Source organism: Bradyrhizobium sp. UFLA03-84 (genome assembly GCF_002289535.1).
Taxonomy (GTDB): Bacteria; Pseudomonadota; Alphaproteobacteria; order Rhizobiales; family Xanthobacteraceae; genus Bradyrhizobium; species Bradyrhizobium viridifuturi.
Map to the genome: position 1 here is coordinate 235,916 of NZ_NSJY01000016.1, position 17,735 is coordinate 253,650.

The 17,735-nt window shown below is 65.4% G+C and carries 18 protein-coding genes and 1 pseudogene; 2 read left to right on the forward strand and 17 right to left on the reverse strand.

The features are described 5' to 3' along the window. Nucleotides 1–52 precede the first annotated feature (52 nt). Nucleotides 53–799, forward strand: a complete 747-nt coding sequence (locus CK489_RS31085; protein ID WP_050630864.1) for a hypothetical protein — start codon at nt 53–55, stop codon at nt 797–799. Nucleotides 800–841: 42 nt separating this feature from the next. On the opposite strand, the gene CK489_RS31090 is transcribed toward CK489_RS31085, so the two are convergent. The 5 genes from CK489_RS31090 to CK489_RS31110 all read right to left on the reverse strand — a co-directional run bounded on the left by CK489_RS31090 (nt 842) and on the right by CK489_RS31110 (nt 4,094). Beyond that, nucleotides 842–1,282 carry a DUF1489 family protein gene (locus CK489_RS31090; RefSeq protein WP_095735006.1) on the reverse strand — a complete coding sequence of 147 codons (441 nt, stop codon included), beginning with the start codon at nt 1,280–1,282 and terminating at the stop codon, nt 842–844. Nucleotides 1,283–1,423: 141 nt separating this feature from the next. Next, entirely contained in the window at nt 1,424–2,380 is a 957-nt protein-coding gene (locus CK489_RS31095) for a hypothetical protein (protein ID WP_095735007.1), read from the reverse strand. 153 nt (nt 2,381–2,533) lie between these two features. Then, nucleotides 2,534–2,737, reverse strand: a complete 204-nt coding sequence (locus tag CK489_RS31100; protein ID WP_094194249.1) for a hypothetical protein — start codon at nt 2,735–2,737, stop codon at nt 2,534–2,536. Nucleotides 2,738–2,955: 218 nt separating this feature from the next. Next, nucleotides 2,956–3,324 (reverse strand): YidB family protein, encoded by a 369-nt coding sequence (locus CK489_RS31105; RefSeq protein ID WP_050630861.1) that lies wholly within the window; start codon nt 3,322–3,324, stop codon nt 2,956–2,958. 116 nt (nt 3,325–3,440) lie between these two features. Beyond that, nucleotides 3,441–4,094 carry a glutathione S-transferase family protein gene (locus CK489_RS31110; protein WP_050630892.1) on the reverse strand — a complete coding sequence of 218 codons (654 nt, stop codon included), beginning with the start codon at nt 4,092–4,094 and terminating at the stop codon, nt 3,441–3,443. A 121-nt stretch (nt 4,095–4,215) separates the two neighbouring features. Between CK489_RS31110 and CK489_RS31115 the strand changes: the two genes are divergently transcribed. After that, nucleotides 4,216–4,893 (forward strand): DUF599 domain-containing protein, encoded by a 678-nt coding sequence (locus CK489_RS31115; RefSeq protein WP_050630891.1) that lies wholly within the window; start codon nt 4,216–4,218, stop codon nt 4,891–4,893. 210 nt (nt 4,894–5,103) lie between these two features. Here the strand turns inward: CK489_RS31115 and tolA are convergent, their stop codons facing one another. The 12 genes and pseudogenes from tolA to CK489_RS31175 form a co-directional block, all read right to left on the reverse strand. Beyond that, nucleotides 5,104–6,015: a cell envelope integrity protein TolA gene (tolA, locus tag CK489_RS31120; RefSeq protein ID WP_050630860.1), complete on the reverse strand. Its 912-nt coding sequence runs from the start codon at nt 6,013–6,015 to the stop codon at nt 5,104–5,106. A 185-nt stretch (nt 6,016–6,200) separates the two neighbouring features. Beyond that, nucleotides 6,201–6,986, reverse strand: a complete 786-nt coding sequence (locus CK489_RS31125) for an aldo/keto reductase (RefSeq protein ID WP_050630859.1) — start codon at nt 6,984–6,986, stop codon at nt 6,201–6,203. A gap of 43 nt (nt 6,987–7,029) precedes the next feature. Then, a complete protein-coding gene (locus CK489_RS31130; protein ID WP_245350558.1) occupies nt 7,030–8,379 on the reverse strand; it encodes a cytochrome-c peroxidase in 1,350 nt (449 codons plus the stop codon). Between the two features lie 46 nt (nt 8,380–8,425). Further along, nucleotides 8,426–10,126 carry a phospholipase C gene (locus tag CK489_RS31135; protein ID WP_245350559.1) on the reverse strand — a complete coding sequence of 567 codons (1,701 nt, stop codon included), beginning with the start codon at nt 10,124–10,126 and terminating at the stop codon, nt 8,426–8,428. Nucleotides 10,127–10,256: 130 nt separating this feature from the next. Further along, nucleotides 10,257–10,445 (reverse strand): annotated as a pseudogene (locus CK489_RS42420) (helix-turn-helix transcriptional regulator); the annotation flags it as partial. Nucleotides 10,446–10,569: 124 nt separating this feature from the next. Then, nucleotides 10,570–11,541: a 2,3,4,5-tetrahydropyridine-2,6-dicarboxylate N-succinyltransferase gene (gene dapD / locus CK489_RS31145; RefSeq protein WP_095735010.1), complete on the reverse strand. Its 972-nt coding sequence runs from the start codon at nt 11,539–11,541 to the stop codon at nt 10,570–10,572. A gap of 152 nt (nt 11,542–11,693) precedes the next feature. Further along, nucleotides 11,694–12,578 (reverse strand): alpha/beta fold hydrolase, encoded by an 885-nt coding sequence (locus CK489_RS31150; RefSeq protein ID WP_095735011.1) that lies wholly within the window; start codon nt 12,576–12,578, stop codon nt 11,694–11,696. A gap of 45 nt (nt 12,579–12,623) precedes the next feature. Beyond that, nucleotides 12,624–14,036 carry a dihydropyrimidinase gene (gene hydA, locus CK489_RS31155; RefSeq protein WP_198961069.1) on the reverse strand — a complete coding sequence of 471 codons (1,413 nt, stop codon included), beginning with the start codon at nt 14,034–14,036 and terminating at the stop codon, nt 12,624–12,626. Continuing rightward, nucleotides 14,036–14,800 (reverse strand): aspartate/glutamate racemase family protein, encoded by a 765-nt coding sequence (locus CK489_RS31160; protein ID WP_095735012.1) that lies wholly within the window; start codon nt 14,798–14,800, stop codon nt 14,036–14,038. Before CK489_RS31160 ends, hydA begins: the two co-directional genes overlap by 1 nt. Then, complete coding sequence (locus CK489_RS31165) at nt 14,797–15,603, reverse strand: GntR family transcriptional regulator (protein WP_095735013.1); 807 nt, start codon at nt 15,601–15,603, stop codon at nt 14,797–14,799. The genes CK489_RS31160 and CK489_RS31165 overlap by 4 nt, the downstream gene beginning before the upstream one ends. Further along, nucleotides 15,596–16,375, reverse strand: coding sequence for a maleate cis-trans isomerase family protein (locus CK489_RS31170; RefSeq protein WP_095735014.1), 780 nt, complete (start codon nt 16,373–16,375; stop codon nt 15,596–15,598). Before CK489_RS31170 ends, CK489_RS31165 begins: the two co-directional genes overlap by 8 nt. Before the next feature lie 55 nt (nt 16,376–16,430). Next, on the reverse strand, nt 16,431–17,735 hold the full coding sequence (locus CK489_RS31175; protein ID WP_095735015.1) for an MFS transporter: 1,305 nt from the start codon (nt 17,733–17,735) through the stop codon (nt 16,431–16,433).

Here is a 17,735-nt window from a genome sequence, read left to right on the forward strand (position 1 = left end):
TTGCGCCACGCGCGCGACGCGGGGATGATCGCGCCTTTCACAGGCGGTCGGAATGAGCAGGTATTTCAGGCAGGGCATTCTTCTCAGCATCGCACTATTGGCCGCCGGGATGGCGCAGGCGCAGACCCGGCCACCGGTCGGCGGCGTCAATTCGGCACCCGGCGCGATGATCTTCTACGTCGCGCATGGCGCACCTGACGCCTGCGGTCCGGGCTGCTCGGACTGGATCGCCGCCGAAGGCTCCGTGCAATGGGACACCTACAAGCGCCTGTTGGCGATCCTCGACCGACAAAACGGCCGCAAGCTTCCGGTGGTGATCAACATCAAGGGGAACTCCAACCTCAACGTCGCCACGAGCCTCGGCCGCATCCTGCGCGATCGCGGCATCGATGCCGTGGTCGCGGCGACCGAGGTCGAGGCCTGCAACGGGAAATCCGAGGAGGAATGCTTTGCACTGAAGCGGCCCGGCGGCCCGCTGGATGCGAAGGAGAAGCCGTCCGCCATTGCCTGCGATCTCGCCTGCGTGCTGATGCTGTCGGGCGGCGTGCATCGCAGTCTGCCGGCGGGCAGCCACGTGGTGCTGAGCGGCATGGAAATCCACAACCGCCTGGCACCCAACGTCTCGGCCGAGCATCGCGAGAACCTGACCTCGATCTTCACCGACCAGTTTCGCCGCTACCTCGGCGAGATGGGGATCGATCACCAGCTGCTCGACGTCGCGGTCAGCAATGCCGGGGGCGGCCGCTATGTCGAGATCCCGGCATCGGAATGGGGCCGGCTGCATCTCGTCACGCAGTGATCCGCGCCAACCGCCGCTTGCTGCTCACAGCAATCCGATCGCTCAGAGCAATCCGAGGTCGCGCAGCTCGCGGCGCATTGGCTCCGGCATCGACGCCACGCTGGCCGCGCTCGATTTGGTGAGGTCTGCGGGCGCGGAGTCCGCGGTCAGATAGCGCCAGCCCTGGAACGGCCGCATCGGCCGCGGCGAGACCGCGATCACCTTGGGCTGCATCACCAGCCGGCAGCGTCCGATGCCGTCCTTGTCGCGGAACGGCTCGATCGCCACGATCTTCTCGCGCGCCGCGATCTCGCCGCGGATCACCCAGTACAGCGAGCCGCCGGCGAGGATCTCCTCCTCGCGCTTCGGCGTCATCCTCGTGATGTGGACGTGACGGAGCGGCAAGCCCCTTTTCTTGGCGGTCGCCATCCGCTCGGCAACCCAGCCCTTGAGTTCCTTGACCGAGTCGCAACCGACGGCGAGTTTGATGAGATGAAGCGGCATACGGCGGATGTAGCGGCCGGCGCGCGCTTTGGAAAGGGAGTGATCAAAGCGGCAGTGGATATCGGGATTAGCGCAGGGAACAATGCAATGACGGCGGTTCAGGCCGCCGTCATCACGCTCAAGCCCGCGCTTAGTCGACGCTTAGTCTTGGCTCGCGGCCGCTGGCGCACTCGCCGCGGCAGGTGGCGGCGCCGCCGCCGCAGGAGCAGCAGCCGGCGCGATCTGGACCGGACGCTTCGCGGCAAGCGGCCGCTTCGAGGCAGCGGGCGGCGCGGCGGCAGCGCGCGCGGCCGGTGGCGGCGCCGCAGCGGCCGGCTTCGCCGGTACCGGCGTCATGATGCTGACCGGCGGGGTGTCCGCCGAGCTCGGAAACTCCGCATTGGTCGGCCGGCCGGTGGGCATCGATGGCGGCAGTGCGGCAACCAGCCCGGCGGCCGACGCCTGGGCGGCCATGGCCGGCGCGTTCCATGACGCGGCGTAGCGGGTGATCAGGTTCTCGTAGGTCCGATCGTTCATGTTGGCGACGATCTGATGGTTGTCGCCGAGCGAGCGGAAAGCGGCGCACGCCGTCGGGGTGCAGTGGTCGCGCGCCATCAGCGCATAGGCCACCAGGCCGTACCGGTCATGCTCGATGGCGCGGCGCAGCGCCTGCAACTCGGTGGTCGAATTGCGCTCCGCGGTTGCGATGTCGCCGAGCGCTGTCAGGCGTGAGATCTGCGCCGCCGCGTAGCTGACCGCCGCCGCGGCCGTATCGGACGAACCGAACAGCACCTTCTCGCAGGCATTGAGCACGGCGTCTCCGGCGAGGTCGTCGACGCAGGCCAGCGCCGGCAGCGTCTGGCCGGTCAATTGCGCGGTTCGTGTCTCGCTCGGCGACGCCGCCTGCCCGCCCGGCCCGAAGCCGCGGATCGTCGCGGCGACCGCGACCGCGATCGATAGCAGCGTGATGACGGTCAGCGCACCATTGGCGACGGACTTCTCCGCGCGCAGCAGCGTGACCAGAACAACGATCCCAAAGAAGCCCGCTGCGGCCAGCGTCAGCCACATCGGGAAGGTCGGTGAGCGCCAGATCTGATCCAGCGAGGAAGCCCAATTCATGCGCGATGTCCCTCAACGCAGCGTAAGCACAATCGGCGACGGCCAACGTCGCCACCTCGACGTCCAACCTTCAGCACAATGGGTCTGCGAACAGGGCCTTTTGACGGCGGCGGCGCGAAACCCGCTCCAGCCGCCGGCTTGCGCACAACTCGTTCAGGACAGCGCGAGCTGGCTCTCCTTGGCCACCCGTTCGAAAGCTTCAGTCGAGCTCTTGATGCGATACTGGCAGTCGTCTCCCTCGGTCGGCAGCAGGCGGATCACCTCATAGGTGCCGCTCGCAGCGGGGCGCGCCACGTTGCTGGCCGTGAAATAGACGATCTCGCCAATCGAGTACTTATGCTTCAACGCCCTCTCCATTTTCTTAGAGATTGCTGGCCGGGCTGACAGTCCCGATAGCTCTGGCCGGCATTTTGAGAACCCTGCGGCAAGCTAGCACATCGCCCTGCCCCAAATCCAGCAAGATTGGGGCATGGCAAAGCTACGATTTTTGCAGGTTTTTCAGGGTGATAGGCAGCAATTTACGTGCCAGCCCGAAATTGCCCGCCGGGCCTCCGCAGGAACCCGGTTCCACCGGCTCAGGCGGTATGCGGCAGCTTGCCGTTCGGGCTCGCGCTATCGACCGCACCCGGAAGCTGCTGGGCCAGCACCTTGGACAGCTGGTCGACGGGGATGTTGAACCTGGCTGCGAGCTGCTTGACCGTGTCGCTGCCCAGCACCTGCTGGAGCTGGTCGGCCGTGATCGGCAGGTTTTGGCCGGTGCCGATCCAGGATTTGACCTGCTCGCCGAGGCCGGCCTGCTCGAGCTTGGCGACGATCGCGGACAAGCCGCCCTGCCCGCCATTGCCCATCACCTCGCCGAGCACGACGGGAATCACGGCCGCGCCGAGCTGGCCGAGCATGCCTTTGAGCTCCGGCGAATTCTCCAGGGAATCCAGAATGCCCATGGTCTAAGTCCTTTCACGACTTGCGAAACCAGCCTGTCGGATTCGACGCCTTCGGCCGCGCGGCGTCAAGCCGCGATCTTTGCAGCCGCCGTCACAATTCGGAAGCGCTGGACCAGTCAGGCGTCCTCGAATCGGTCGATCCGCAGCGTCTCAGCCAGACCGTCGCGGGTCCATTCCTGGAACGCCGGCAGCGCCATCATGGCGTCAACATAATGCTGCGCCGCCGCCTTCACCGGGATCGCGTAGGTGCGGAACCGATGCACCACGGGGGCGTACATCGCATCCGCTGCCGAGAATGCCCCGAACAGGAACGGCCCCTGCCTGCCATAGCGCGCGTGGCAATCGGCCCAGATCTCCTCGATCCGCGCCACGTTGCCGCGCGCGTCGTTCGATAGCGCGACGGCCTTGATCGGCCGGTGCAGGTTCATGCCGCATTCGCTGCGCAACGGCACGAAGCCGGAATGCATCTCCGCCGAGATCGCGCGGGCATGCGCGCGCGCGGCACGATCCGCCGGCCACAGCTTCGCCTCGGGAAATTTCTCGGCGAGATATTCGATGATAGCCAACGAATCCCACACCGTGACCTCGCCGTCGATCAGCGTCGGCACCTTGCCGGCCTTGCTGAAAGCGAGGATGCGGTCCTTGTCGGCCTGGTCAGTGTAGAGCGGAATGAAGACCTCCTCGAACGGGATGTCGTTGGCGCGCAGCGCCAGCCAGGGCCGCATCGACCATGATGAGTAGTTCTTGTTGCCGATGACGAGCTTGAGCATGTCGGGGGAATCCTGTTGCCGGCGCAGTTTGCCATAGTGCATCGCACGCGTTCAACCTGTACATGACGCGAGATGCAGCGCGGCGCGGACGGGCAGCCGCGCGTTCATGAAGGAAGGCACCATGACCGGCTATTGGGTCGACATCCTGGCCGTCGGCTTCTTTGCACTTGAATGGCTGGTCTACGCCATCACGCTTGAGCACACCGCCTATGGGCGCGACAGCCTGTCGGCGCGCATGCATGTCTATCGCGAGATCTGGGTGCGGAATCTGCTCCACCGCGAGGCGCGGATGGTCGACATGCAGATCATGGCCTCCTTGCAGAACGGCACCGCGTTCTTCGCATCCACCAGCCTGATCGCGATCGGCGGCGCGCTGGCGCTGCTGCGCGCGACTAATGACGCGCTCGCAGTGCTCGGTGCGCTGCCGGTCAACCTGACGCCCTCGCCCGCTTTGTGGGAGGTCAAGTGCATCGGCTTGATCCTGATCTTCATCTACACGTTCTTCAAATTCGCCTGGGCCTATCGCCTGTTCAACTATGTCGCGATCCTGTTCGGCGCGATGCCGCCAGCCGGCCAGCGCGACACGCCCGAGGCGGAGGCCCATGTGATCCGCACCACCCGCCTGTTCGAGACCGCCGGCCGGCACTTCAACCGCGGCCAGCGCGCGTTCTTCTTCGCGCTCGGCTATCTCGGCTGGTTCGTCAGCCCCTGGGTGCTGTTCGTCACGACAGCCGCGGTCGTGATCGTGATCTGGCGCCGGCAGTTCGCCTCGAACGCCTGGCAGGCGATGGGCAGCTGAACGCTGGGCCTTGTGATGCCACGGTGTACCGACGCACGGCGTTTCCGAAATTGATCTCACGTCGTCCCGGCGAAAGCAGGGACCGATAACCACAGCCGTCAGCTACGGCACGATGCTGTGGCCCTAGCGCTGCGTAACACGAATATTTGTGGTTATGGGTCCCGGCTCGCGCTTCGCTTGGCCGGGACGACAGCGGTCGTTGTTGGCGCCCTACGACGCGAAATCGCGCGGCGTAAAATCGAGGTCGAGCACCTTCCATTCGCCGTAGCGATCGCGCGGCAGCATCGCATAGGGCTGGCAGGCCTGCAGCGCCTCGGTCGCGCTCTTGAGCAACAGCGGCCCCTTCTCCGACGCGGTGGCTTCGATCAGCAAAGGCGATGCGGCAAGCTTGCCGTCGGGCTTCATGAACACCCGCAGCTTGATCCTGACGTCATCGCCCGTGCTCAGCGTCGCCGGGAGCTTAAGGCAGGTCTTCAGGTGGCGGCGGAATTCGGCGACCACGCTGGAGCCGATTTCGGCCTGCTCGGTGGCCGCGGCGTCGAAATTATCCTTGCCGGGACCAGGACCCGACGGCGCTCCGGCAGGCGGCTTCACCGAGATGTCGGGCGGCAGGCCAAGCATGACGTTGTATTTGACGGACAGGTCAGGCTCCGGCTGCGTATAGGCAGGCGGTGACGCCGCCGCCTGTTGCTGCGGCGCCGGCTGCGGCATCGGTGGCGTCTGGGGCGCCGGCGGCGCGGGCGGCTGCTCGGCCGCGGCAGGTTGCGGCGCCGGGCTGGGCTTGGGCGCCGGTGGCGTCGCCTGCTTCTGCGCCGGCTGCGGCGCGGACGGCTGCTGCTGCGGTGGTTGTGCCTGAGTCGCTGGTTCGGGCTTGGCGGTGTCGATCGGCTTGTCGAGCGAGGGCAATCGCAGCTCGGGCGTCGGCGACGGGCTCGGCACCGGATCGGGCTCGGGCTTAATCTCCGCCTTGGCAATCTCCTGCGGCGTCACGATCTCGACCGGCACCGTGTCAGCGGCGACCGGATCGAACTGATGCACTTCCGAATACAGGAAAATCAGCGCGAGCAGCATCAGGTGCACGAACACCGATGCCATCATATCCGCGTTTGGCCGGAACTTCATCCCACTCGATCACATCAGTATCGTCTCCCCGCCGGCCACAATACCGGCTGGAACCCGCCTGCCTCAATCCCCCATTCGCGATCCAAGACCGCGATCAGCCAGCGGGCAATAGCACGATCCGGACCGGCGCCCAGCCATTTTCCGCGAAGCGGCGCGGAAGCTGGTCGCAATGTGCCATCGGGCCTTCACTGCGCGGCCGCGCTCCCCATCGCCGAAATCTCGCGCATGTCCTCATCCGACAGCTCGAAATCGAAGATGTCGATATTTTCCTGGAGCCGCTCGAGCTTTGAGGTGCGCGGGATCGCCGAGACATTCTGTTGCACCAGCCAGCGCAGGCAGATTTGGGCAGCCGTCTTGCGATAGCGGTCGCCGATCCGCGCCAGAGCCCGGTCGCCCTTGACGCGCCCTTTCGCGATCGGGCTGTAGGCGACGAACGCCATGCCATGGCGTGCACAGGCTTCGATCACATCGGCCTGGCCGAGATAGGGATGATACTCGACCTGATCGCAGCCGAGCGGCTCGGGGCATGCCGCAACCGCCTCCTCGATCTGCGCCGCGCTGAAGTTCGAGAGCCCGATATGCCGCGCCAGTCCGGCCTGCCTGACCCGCGCCAGCGCGCCGAGCGTCTCGGCAAGCGGCACGTGCGGATTGGGCCAGTGCAACAGCAGCAGGTCGACCTCGGTCAAGCGTAGCCGCGCGAGGCTCTCCTTTGCGGAGCGTTCGAGATCCTTCGCCTGGAAATGCGTGGTCCAGACCTTGGTGGTCACGAACACATCGTTGCGCTTGATGCCGGAGGCGCGCAGCCCCTCGCCGACCTCACGCTCATTGTCATAGATCTGCGCGGTGTCGATGTGCCGATAGCCCAGGCGCAGCGCCTGCTCCACGATGCGGGCGCAGGTCCGCCCGCGCAGCTCCCATGTGCCGAGCCCGATTGCGGGGATTTTTGCGCCGTTGCCTTCGACGACATGCATGCGCCCATTATGCGCGCATGACGAGGAGCTGCCAACTCACCGATCAGTTCCGCGACGGGACGGTTGCGACGGCCTCCGGCTCCTGCCGGTAACCGTCCGTCAGCGTCTTCAGGAAGGCGATGATGTCGGCTTCGTCCTGCGTCGTCATCGCGGGCGTGTCGCCAAGATGGCGCTCGAACGGCGGATCGGCGACGTCGACATTGCCGTGATACTTCGCCGGCAGATCGTCGTATTTCCGCACCGTTCCGTCGGCGGCGCGCGGATAGACTTTCTCCGGATTGGTATCGCGGAAATTATAGAAATCGAGCACCTGCTCGAGGCTGGTGAAGACGCCATTGTGGAAGAACACCCGGCGCGTTGCGGTGTTGCGCAAGGTCGGCGTCAGAAACATTCCGCAATATTGCGTCTGCTCGGCAATGTCGGTGCGATACGGGCCGCAGAGCCCGAGGTCGAAGTGGTTGGGATCGCGGTTGCTGCCGAGCGCGGCGTTGCGCGGCGCGCCGAGCGCTTCATACTGATGGTCGGTGAACAGCGGCGGCAGGCCGTCGCGGGTCGGCGCCGACGTGTGGCAGCCTGCGCAATTGGCCTTGTCCGGATCGTTGAACAATTGCAGGCCGCGCAGCTCACTCTCGCTGAGCCGTGCCTTGCCTTCCAGCCAGAAGTCGAACTTGCTGGTGTAGGGATGGAAGCTCGGCTCCTCGACCTGATAGCGCGCGACCGCAAACATCGCTTCGGCGACCAGCAGCCGTGTATTGTCGAACACGCCGGCACCGAACAGCTCGGCGAAGCGCGGCGCGTAGCTCGCGCGGCGCAGCTTCTGCGCCACCACCTCGATGCTGCCGCCGTCCATCTCGTTGGGATCGAGCAGCGGGAAGATCGCCTGGTCCTGCAGCGTATCGGCGCGGCCGTCCCAGAACAGTCCGCCCTGCGGCACGATGTTGACCGCCGATGCGGCGGTGCCAGTCGCGACCTTCTTGGCGCGCACGGCCTGTTGGCCCACCGCCGCCAGTTGCGCGAGGTCGACGACGTTGTCGTCTTCGTCCTTCTCGGGCCCGATGCTGAAGTTGGGTTGACGCTCGAGATAGGTCAGGCCCGGAACGGCGCGCGTCCCCTGCCGGGATTGCGCGGGCCCGCCGAACATGACCGCCGCATCATTGGGCGGGCCGTAGGCGTGGTCCGGACTGTGACACGACGCGCATGACAACGCGCCTGACGACGACAGCGAGGCGTCGAAGAAGATCTTCTGGCCGAGCTGCGCCATTGCGGAAAGCGGGGCCACCGGCGGACGCCTGAGCTGCACCGGGTTCGGGTTTGTACCGGGAAGTCCCTGCGTCTCGACTGCCGCAACGGCGCCGGCCATGCAAAGCAGGCCGGCGCCGAGAAGCCACAACATGCGGCCGTTCATATGACGTCCAATGATCCCAAGGGCGCCCGATGCGTCAGTGATGATGATGATCGTCAGACGGGCCGACGATCACCGTGCCGGCGGTCGGATCGAGGAACAGCTTGGTCTGCCGATCGTCGCCGTCATGGTCGTGATCGCGACCATGGTCGAAGTCGAACAGGTCACCGATCGATTCGACGCTGGCATCGAACGAGCCGCCGCCGAGACGCTGGCCGTGCAGCCAGTTGTCTTCGATGAAGCGAACGACCGACGCCTGCGAGATGCGGGTATGACTCACGAAGTTCTTCTTGGCGAAGGGCGAGACCACGATGAACGGGATGCGCGTGCCGGGACCGCAGCGGCCGTTCACCGGCTGGCCGTTGAGGCCGTTCGGCTGCGTCTGCTTGCCGATACCACGGCCGCACTGACCGGGACCGTTGACCTGGTCGGCGGTCGGATCATACGAGGCGCTGGTCGGTGCGATGTACTGGTGGTCATACCAGCCGTCGGAGTCGTCATAGGTGATGATGACCGCGGTCTCGCGCCACTCCTTCTGCGTCTGCAGGAAGTTGATCAACTCGACATTGCCCGCCTGCTCGTCGAGCGGATCGGAGTTGCCGGGATGGCCGTCCTGATAGGCCGGCATCTTGATGTAGGAGACGGCCGGGAAGTTGCCGGCCTTCACCGAGGCATAGAAATCCTCGAGATCGTAGGCATGATTGGCCGGATCGACCGTCTTGCTGCCGGGAACGTAGGTGTGGCCGATCGCGTTCACCGAGCTCGGCCGCGCATGGGTCGGGTTAGCGGTCGACTTGTAGTACTGGAACCAGGCGTGGTGCGGGATGTAGTCAGCGATGCTGCCGTTGACGTTGCTCGAGAAGGTGCTGCGGAGGCAGTTGGTGGTGCCGTTGCTGTTCTTGAGCGTCAGGTCGAAGCCGCCCATGAAGCTGCCCCAGCTGATGTGCTCGGCGTTGAGCAGATCGCCGATGTTCTTGCTGGTCATCAGGACCTGGCTGGTCGTGCTCGAGCAGGAGTCATAGGCAGGGTCGGTATCGCCGATCAAAGTCAGGCCGCCCTGCCCGTCGGCGATCGACGACGTCGTGCCGACGATGTTCTGCGCACCGTTGGTCTGGCCGGCGACCACCTCGAGCGCGCCGGGCGTCGACGGACCAAAGGTGTCGGTCCAGGTGTTATCGCTCATGGCGAAGTTCTGGGCGTAATTCCAGAACGCGGTGACGGTGTTGCCGTCGAAATAACCCATCACCTGCCCGTTGGTGCCGAACGCGCCGACGCCGCCGGCGGTGCCCCGGCCGGTAAACTTCGGAAACAGGTCTTCGTTGCTGTTGTCGACCGCCTGCTGCTCGGGCGTGTAGGCGTGGTTCTGCGAGCGCGTGTTGGCCTGGGTGCGGTCGAGACGGAACGGATTGGTCGCGCCGGTGCCGTTGGCCGGGTTGAGGTTCGGGTTGTTGGTCAGCAGATTGGCGCTGGCGAGGTTGTTGACCTTCGGCGTATGCGGCTTCGCCTTGAACGGAATGGAGCCGGTCGGGTTGGCTGCGTTCGGATAGGTCGCGAAGTAATGATCGAACGAGCGGTTCTCGTTGAAGATGACGACGAGATGCTTGATTGGCGTTGCGGTGTGGATGTCGTGCGGATGACGATGATCGCGGTCGTGATCGTCCTGCGCGGCGGGCGCGCTGCTCGCGATCGCCGCGGCGATCACACAGAATCCGACCGTTGAAAGGAATTTCGCCTTCACCTGATGCCCCATTTTTTTAAAGGATTTGTGACGTCGACGTGCGACAAGTTAGCCATCGCGGATGACAGCGCTGTGTAAGTTTTGTGCGCGCGACGCATCATCACCGCGATTCATCATCACGCGTTCGTTTTCACGCGTTGGTTGCAGCGCTTGCGAAAGATGCTGGATTGATTTCTATCGGGATGACGCCGGCATGTGCGTCACGCGACAATCGCTCAAGCGCATATTGCGTCGGCGACAGTCCGGCATGACGGGTGAATGCGACGCTGAATGCGCTTGCGGAGCCGTACCCGACGCGCTCGGCGATCTCGGCACTGCCGCTTTCGTTCTACCGGTGCGATTCCCGACGAGATCACCGACCTGGATGCGCGGTGATGCATAACATGGTGGAGCGCCATGATACGCTCCACAATTGTCGCCGCCCACGCCTTCGAGCGAACCGCCTAGCCGTGAAGCTGTGCGTTGAGGCCGCCCCAATTTGGTGTGCGTCTGGTTGCCTCGAGAGCGCCGCTCTGAGAATTCCGGCGAAAGAGCAGGCCGTTCTGGCCCGAGAGCTCCTTGGCTTTCAGGACCCGGCCATCTTCCAAAAGGATGCGCGCGCCTGCCGTGACATAACAGCCTGCTTCGACGATGCAGTCGTCACCCAGTGAAATGCCGATACCGGCGTTGGCTCCGATCAGGCAGCGTTCCCCAACCGAATTTCGCTCTTTGCCCCCTCCGGACAGGGTGCCCATGATCGACGCTCCGCCACCGACGTCGCTGCCGCTTCCCACAACCACACCGGCGCTGATCCGGCCTTCGACCATGCAGGGACCGAGCGTACCCGCGTTAAAATTGCAGAATCCTTCATGCATGACGGTTGTGCCCGGCGCCAGGTAGGCTCCGAGCCTGACGCGATCCGCATCTGCAATTCTCACGTCTTCAGGCGTCACATAGTCAGTCATGCGCGGAAACTTATCGACGCCTGTCACCTCGAACGCGACACCGCGCTTCCGCGCCAGGATTCGCGCATCCGCGACACGCGAGCATTCGCAGGGACCGAGCGTCGTCCAGGCGACGTTGGGCAGCAGACCGAAAATTCCGTCAAGGTTCAGGCAATTCGGCTGAACGAGCCGGTGGCTCAACAGATGGAGCCGAAGATATGCGTCGTGCACATCGGCCGGCGCAGACGCAAGGGAGCCAATTTTGGTATGGACGGGAACGATGTCGACATTGCGGATGTCATCGTGCCGCGCATATCCGCCTGCTGACTCACCCAACGATCGGCTGATCTCCTCGCTCGCCAGCCGCAGCGTTTCTGCTTTGCCGGCCTCTGCAACCAGGCTGACCCGGAGAAACCAGGAATCCAGCACGCGACCATCAGCGGCGATCGTCGCAAATCCCTCCCCGCTCGCGCCCCTCAATTCCATCGCCATTTGAGTTTCTCACACTGCGTTCCCTACACCTGGTGCATACGCGGGTTCTGGTGGCAACACAACTTCCGGCGCCTCAAACACGTCCGCTTCGGTTCATTTTCGAGGTGGCCACAGGCGATCGCGGCGTCTTGATAAGTCAGCGTCCCGCGGAGCTAGTCTTTCATTCCCGTGATCGAGGCGCTCAGCGCCCGGGGATCGCGCTGCGGCCAGCGGCCGCTCTCAACCTGTGACAGGAATTCGCCGACAATGCGGTTGTATTCGTCGGGCTCCTCGATGTTGATGGCATGGCCGCAATTCGGCATCACCGCGAGCGCGGCCGAAGGGATGCTCTGCTTCATCAGGATGCCCGGCTGCAGGCACGGCCAGTCCTCGTCGCCGGTGATGATCAGGGTCGGCACATTGATCCGCTTCATCTCGTCGACCAGCGTATAGAGCGACGGACGCTCCTTCTGCACGCCCTGCTGGGTGTTGGCCGATCCGACCGCCGAGTGCTCGGCCAGCATGCGCTTGAACTCGGCGTGGCCGCGCGGGTCCTTGTTCTCGTATTGCACACGCGTCGGCCCGTAGGCGTAACGCTCGGCGAAGGCGGGCATGCCCTCCTTGCGGATCGTGGCGGCGATCACATCGGCCTCGGCGCGGAAGGTCTCGCGCTTGTCGAGCTCAGCGCCGTAGCCGCAGCCGCCGATGCAGAGCGACAGCGCCCGCGCCGGGTGACGGATGCCGAAATGCAAGGTCGCGAAGCCGCCCATCGACAGGCCCACGATATGCGCCTTCGGCGCGCCGATGTGATCGAGCACCGCGAGGATATCGTCGGCGGCACGCGCCTGCGAGTAGGACGAGACCTGCTCCGGCACATCCGACGGCGGAAAGCCGCGGGCATTGTAGGCGATGGTGCGGAAGCGCTTGCCGAAATGCCGCATCTGCGGCTCGTAGCTGCGCAGGTCACCGGCGAACTCGTGCACCAGGATCACCGGATGACCGGATCCTGTCTCCTCGAAATAGAGCCGTACGCCGTCATCGGTTGTCGCATAGGGCATGGTGGTCTCCTGCCTTCTTGTTTTGCGGGTTACTTCCTTGGCGTATTACGGGATGGTCGCTCCCGTCGGAGGCTTGGCACGCGGCAAATATGTGCCGTGCTCCTTGCTGCCGACAAGGGTGCCGTCATCGACGACCACCTTGCCGCGCACCATGGTCAGCACCGGCCAGCCGGTGACCTCGAGCCCTTCATAGGGCGTGTAGTCCGCGCCGTCATGGATCAGCTCGTGGCGGATCGTCACCTTGCGCTTGGGGTCCCACAGCGCGATGTCGGCATCCGAGCCGACCGCGATGGTGCCCTTGCGCGGATAGAGGCCGTAGATCTTGGCGTGGTTGGTGGCACTGAAGGCGACAAAACTGTTGAGGTCGATACGGCCCTTCACCACGCCCTCGGAGAACAGGATCGGCAGCCGCGTCGCGACGCCGGGGATTCCGTTCGGCACCCAGCGGAAGCTGGTGCGTCCCTTGGGCGCGAGCTTGCCTTGCGGGTCGTCGTAACGGAACGGACAATGGTCCGACGAAAACACCGAGAACACCTTCTGCTGCAGGCCTTCCCAGCACGCCTGCTGGCTCGCGACGTCGCGCGGCGGCGGCGAGCAGACATATTTTGCGCCTTCCATGTTGAGCTGGTCGAGGTCCTTCTCGGTCAGCATCAGGTATTGCGGACAGGTCTCTCCCATCACGCGCAGGCCGCGCTGCTGCGCCCGCCGGATCTCCTCCATCGCCTCACGGTTCGAGACATGCACGATCATGATCGGCACGTCGACGAGCTCCGACAGCGAAATGGCGCGGTGGGTCGCCTCGCGTTCGACCGGGATCGGCCGCGAGGTCGCGTGGAAGCGCGGCGCAGTGTTGCCGGCGCGTTCGAGCCGATCGGTCAGGAAGCGGATCGCGTCGAAGTTTTCCGCATGCACCATCAGCATCGCGCCGGTCTCGCGCGCCACCGACATGGTCTCGAGCAACTCGCGATCCGACAGCGCCAGCCCCTCATAGGTCATGAAGACCTTGAGCGAGGTGTAGCCGTCCTCGACCAGCGCCGGCAGCTCCTGGCCCAGCACATGCTCGGTCGGATCGGTGACGATGAGATGGAAGGCGACGTCGACATGGCATTCGCCATCCGCCAGCGAATGATAGTGCTTCAGCGCCTCGCGCAGTGTCTGGCCTTTCTCCTGCAGGCAGAACGGCAGCACCGTGGTGTTGCCGCCGAACGCCGCCGAGCGGGTGCCGGAGGCGAAGCCATCGGCCATCACGATGCCGTCGCCGGACGGCTGGGCGAAATGGACGTGGCTATCGATGCCGCCGGGCAGCACCAGCCGGTCGGTCGCATCGATGATGGCGGTTGCCGGGCCGAGATCATGGCCGAGCGCGGTGATCTTGCCGTCGCGGATGCCGACGTCGCAGGCAAAGGTGTCGGCGGCGGTGACGACGGTGCCGCCGCGGATGATGGTGTCGAAGGACATCAGCTTGTCCCCTCCTTCGGTGCGCGATGTTCGATGATGGCGGCGAGCGGCTCGGCCAGCCCGCGCGTCGGTTTCGGATCGGGGCGGCGGAAGGTGCCGGCGACCGCCTTGCGCGGCTTGAGCACGGCGAGCGTCTCCGCCTGGCGCACAGCCGCAGCAACCGGATCGACCACGGGCACCGGAATGCGGTCGCGCACTTTCGCCGCAAGCCCGGCAAGCGGCGCGCCCGACAGGATGACGACGTCGGCGCCGTCCTGTTCGACCGCCCGGTTGGCGAGCGCGACCAGCAGCTCTTCCTTCTCGGCCTGCACCTCGGAGATCGACCGGAAGCTGCCGTCGAGCGTGCGGATGCCGGCGCAGCGTCCGCTCAGCCCATGCATCGCGACGCATTCCTCGTACCAGGGCGCCAGCGCGCCGGCAAAGGTCACAATCGCAAACCGCCGGCCGAGCATGCAGGCGGTCAGCATCGCGGCCTCGGCCAATCCCACCACGGGATAGGAGAACAGCTCGCGCGCGCCGAACAGGCCGGGATCGCCGAACGCGGCGATGATGGCAGCATCGATGCCGGGGCCGGCCTCGGCCAGCATCTCAAGCGCGATCGCACCGCCGATCTGTGCCTCGGCGCGGGTCGCGATATAGGGCACGCCGCGCGCGGCGGTCATCGGCACCAGCTCGGTGCCGGCCGAGGCCGCCTTGCTGCCGGCAGCATGGAGCAGATCGGTCACATCAGCCGTCGTGTTGGGATTGAGCAGCAGGATCTTCATGGCGCAACTTTCTTCGTCTTGCGGCCGCGCGGCGTGGCGGTCAGGTGCGCTGCTGCGGCGGCGTCCGCCTTGCCATCCAGCGCCTTTCCATCCAGCGTCTCGGCGACGATCTCGCCGGTGCGGCGCACATGGTGGGCCAGGATCTGCCCGGCGCGGGCCGCATCGCGGGCCCGAAGCGCGGCCAAGATTTCCTGGTGCTCGCGCACCGATTCATCCCAGCGCCCGAGCACCGTGAGCGCGAAGAAGCGCGCGCGCTCGGCCCGCGCCAGCAGCGCCTCGTGCGTCGCCCTCAGCACCGCGTTGCGCGCGAAGCCGACGATCGCCGAATGGATCTGCTGGTTGGCCTGGAAATAGTCGCGCAGCTCGCCGCGGCCGTGATGCCACTCGATCTTGTCTTGCAGCGCCTCGAGCCGCTCGAAATCGGCCTCCTCCATGCGGAGTGCGGCGAGCTCGGCAGCGCAACGCTCGATGCCGCTGACGGCCTCGAACAACTCGGTCAGCTCGGCGCGGCGGAACGGCGTGATCACGGCGCTGTGGTTGAGCCTAAGCTCGACCAGGCCCTCGTTCGCCAGTTGCTTCAGCGCTTCGCGCAGCGGGGTGCGCGAAATGCCGAGCGCGTCGGACAGATCCGCCTCGCCCAGCGATTGTCCCGGCGCCAGCTCGCCGCGCACGATCATGGTGCGCAGCCGCGCCGCCGCCTGCTCGTGCAGCCCGACCCGCGGCACGCGCAGACGACGCCGTTGCAGCGCCGTCATCGCCCGCTTGGGTTCCTTGTTGCGTCTGGTCGGCTTGGCTTCAGTCACCGCTAGCCTTCATTTCATGATTGGAGATCGCGGCAGCCGCCCGCAGATCGGGGTTCGTGAACAGGCTGCCCCAGCCATGCACGCGCGACGGATCGCAGCCTACAGCCGCGAGGCACGCCCACAGCGTCACCGCAATCGAGTCTAGCACAGGCACGCCAGATCGGCGCTCCAGCCGTTCGGCGGCGCCGGCGCCGCGCATGTTGGTGCATAGCACGACGGCGGCATCGCAGCCCTCGTGCACCACCTGCTCGATCATACCCGCAATCTCAGCCTCGCTGACCTCGGCAAAGGAGAAATTATCCTGCAACGACAAATGCCGCTCGGCGAAGCAGTGCAGCCCTTCCGAATTCCAGTTGGCGATGATCTTGTCCTGCACGTCCCGGCGATACGGCGTCACCAATCCGATGCGTTTGGCGCCGATCCTCCGCAGCAGGTCGCGATAGGCCAGCACCGTGGTGCAGGCCTTGATCCCGGTTGCCGCCGTGATCTGCTCGCACAGGCTCTCGTCGCGATCGAAGCCCAGCCAGCTTGCCGAGGTGCCGTTCCAGGCGATCACGTCGACCTTGGCATGGGCGAGCAATTCCGCTGCGCGCAGAATCTCGCTGGCATCGAACTGGCGCAGCGCCTGCTCCGACAGCGCGATCTCCGTCACCTTGAAGCGCGAGAAATGCGCCGAGACGTCGTCGATCCCGGCCAGCATCGCGCAGGTGATCGGCTCGAGTGCGGTATTTGACGACGGCGTCAGCATGCCGAGCCGGATGGGACGTATCATTCGCGAGGCCTCATCAACCGGCCGAACCCTTGACACGCTCGGCCGCGCTTCGATTCTAGACCGGGAGCTTGCGGCTGTAATCGATCAGAGTCGAGCAGATCAACAGCGCAATGCCAGCGGCGGCGAAATACATCAGGGCCAGGAAGTAGGAACCGGTGGCCTGCACGATGAAGCCGACGATCAGCGGCGTCGTGACGCCGGCGATGTTGCCGCCGAGATTCATGCAGCCGCCGAGGAAGCCGGACTTGCCGCGGCCTGCCAGCGCCGAGGGGATCGCCCAGTACATGCCGCACCAGCGCAGGAAGAACAGCGTCGTCGACAGCAGCACCACCACCGCAACCGCATTGGTGACGTAGGCGACGAGGAAGATCGACACCGTCGCCATGATCGCGGCGATACCGAACAGGGTGCGGAACACGGTGTTGGGCGCCCCGCCCCGCTCGCGCCAGGTATCGCCGATCCAGCCGCCGACCAATTCGCCGACGAAGCCCGCGAAGAAGATGATGAAGGACGCGCCGCCGAGCGCCTTGATGTCGAAGCCGTGCACCTTGAACAGATAGGTCGGCATCCAGGTCAGCAGCCCGTAGAAGGTGGTGTTGAAGAACATCCAGCCGAGGCACATGCACCACACCGAGCGGAAGCGGAAATAGGCCATCCAGCTTGCGCCGGATGACGGCGGCGTCGCGGCGTCCTCGATCGCATGGGCCTCCTCGAGATAGCGCGCCTCGGCTTCGTTGACCGACGGATGCTCGCGCGGCACGTTGCGGATGTAGTACCAGGCCCACAGCCCGCACAGCATGGTGCCGATGCCGGCGACGACGAAGGCAACGCGCCAGGAGCTGAACGCCGCCATCAGCCAGGCGATCACGATCGAGCCGAGCGCTGCGCCGAGCGGCGCACCGCCGTCGAGCAGCGTGGCGCCGCGGCCGCGTTCGGTCTGCGTCATCCAGATCGCATTGAGCTTGCCGCCGGCCGGATAGATCGGCGCTTCCGACGCGCCGAGCCCGAGCCGGGTCATGAGCAGCAGCGTCCAGCTGGTGGACAGCGCCGCCAGCGCCTGGAAGAAGCCCCAGAACAATGTCGCGAGCGCGATCACGATGCGCGGCTTGAAGCGATCGGCTAGCATGCCGCCCGGCACCTGCATCAGCGCGTAGGTCCAGAAGAACGAGCTCAGGATCAGGCCCTGCATCGCCGGATCGATGTCGAACTCCTTGGCGATGACGGGCATCGCGACCGACAGCGAAGCGCGATCGATATAATTGATCGAGATCAGGAACAGCATCAGCAGGAAGATCTTCCAGCGCACGCCGGAAGGCTTCGCCGCATCTGCCATTGCGATGGTGGACACCTGATCGCTCAT

Coding starts and splice junctions, on each gene's coding strand:
- CK489_RS31085 (WP_050630864.1), top strand. CDS start 53: ATGAGCAGGTATTTCAGGCAGGGCATTCTTCTCAGCATCGCACTATTG.
- CK489_RS31090 (WP_095735006.1), bottom strand. CDS start 1,282: ATGCCGCTTCATCTCATCAAACTCGCCGTCGGTTGCGACTCGGTCAAG.
- CK489_RS31095 (WP_095735007.1), bottom strand. CDS start 2,380: ATGAATTGGGCTTCCTCGCTGGATCAGATCTGGCGCTCACCGACCTTC.
- CK489_RS31100 (WP_094194249.1), bottom strand. CDS start 2,737: ATGGAGAGGGCGTTGAAGCATAAGTACTCGATTGGCGAGATCGTCTAT.
- CK489_RS31105 (WP_050630861.1), bottom strand. CDS start 3,324: ATGGGCATTCTGGATTCCCTGGAGAATTCGCCGGAGCTCAAAGGCATG.
- CK489_RS31110 (WP_050630892.1), bottom strand. CDS start 4,094: ATGCTCAAGCTCGTCATCGGCAACAAGAACTACTCATCATGGTCGATG.
- CK489_RS31115 (WP_050630891.1), top strand. CDS start 4,216: ATGACCGGCTATTGGGTCGACATCCTGGCCGTCGGCTTCTTTGCACTT.
- tolA (WP_050630860.1), bottom strand. CDS start 6,015: ATGAAGTTCCGGCCAAACGCGGATATGATGGCATCGGTGTTCGTGCAC.
- CK489_RS31125 (WP_050630859.1), bottom strand. CDS start 6,986: ATGCATGTCGTCGAAGGCAACGGCGCAAAAATCCCCGCAATCGGGCTC.
- CK489_RS31130 (WP_245350558.1), bottom strand. CDS start 8,379: ATGTTGTGGCTTCTCGGCGCCGGCCTGCTTTGCATGGCCGGCGCCGTT.
- dapD (WP_095735010.1), bottom strand. CDS start 11,541: ATGGCGATGGAATTGAGGGGCGCGAGCGGGGAGGGATTTGCGACGATC.
- CK489_RS31150 (WP_095735011.1), bottom strand. CDS start 12,578: ATGCCCTATGCGACAACCGATGACGGCGTACGGCTCTATTTCGAGGAG.
- hydA (WP_198961069.1), bottom strand. CDS start 14,036: ATGTCCTTCGACACCATCATCCGCGGCGGCACCGTCGTCACCGCCGCC.
- CK489_RS31160 (WP_095735012.1), bottom strand. CDS start 14,800: ATGAAGATCCTGCTGCTCAATCCCAACACGACGGCTGATGTGACCGAT.
- CK489_RS31170 (WP_095735014.1), bottom strand. CDS start 16,375: ATGATACGTCCCATCCGGCTCGGCATGCTGACGCCGTCGTCAAATACC.
- CK489_RS31175 (WP_095735015.1), bottom strand. CDS start 17,735: ATGAGCGATCAGGTGTCCACCATCGCAATGGCAGATGCGGCGAAGCCT.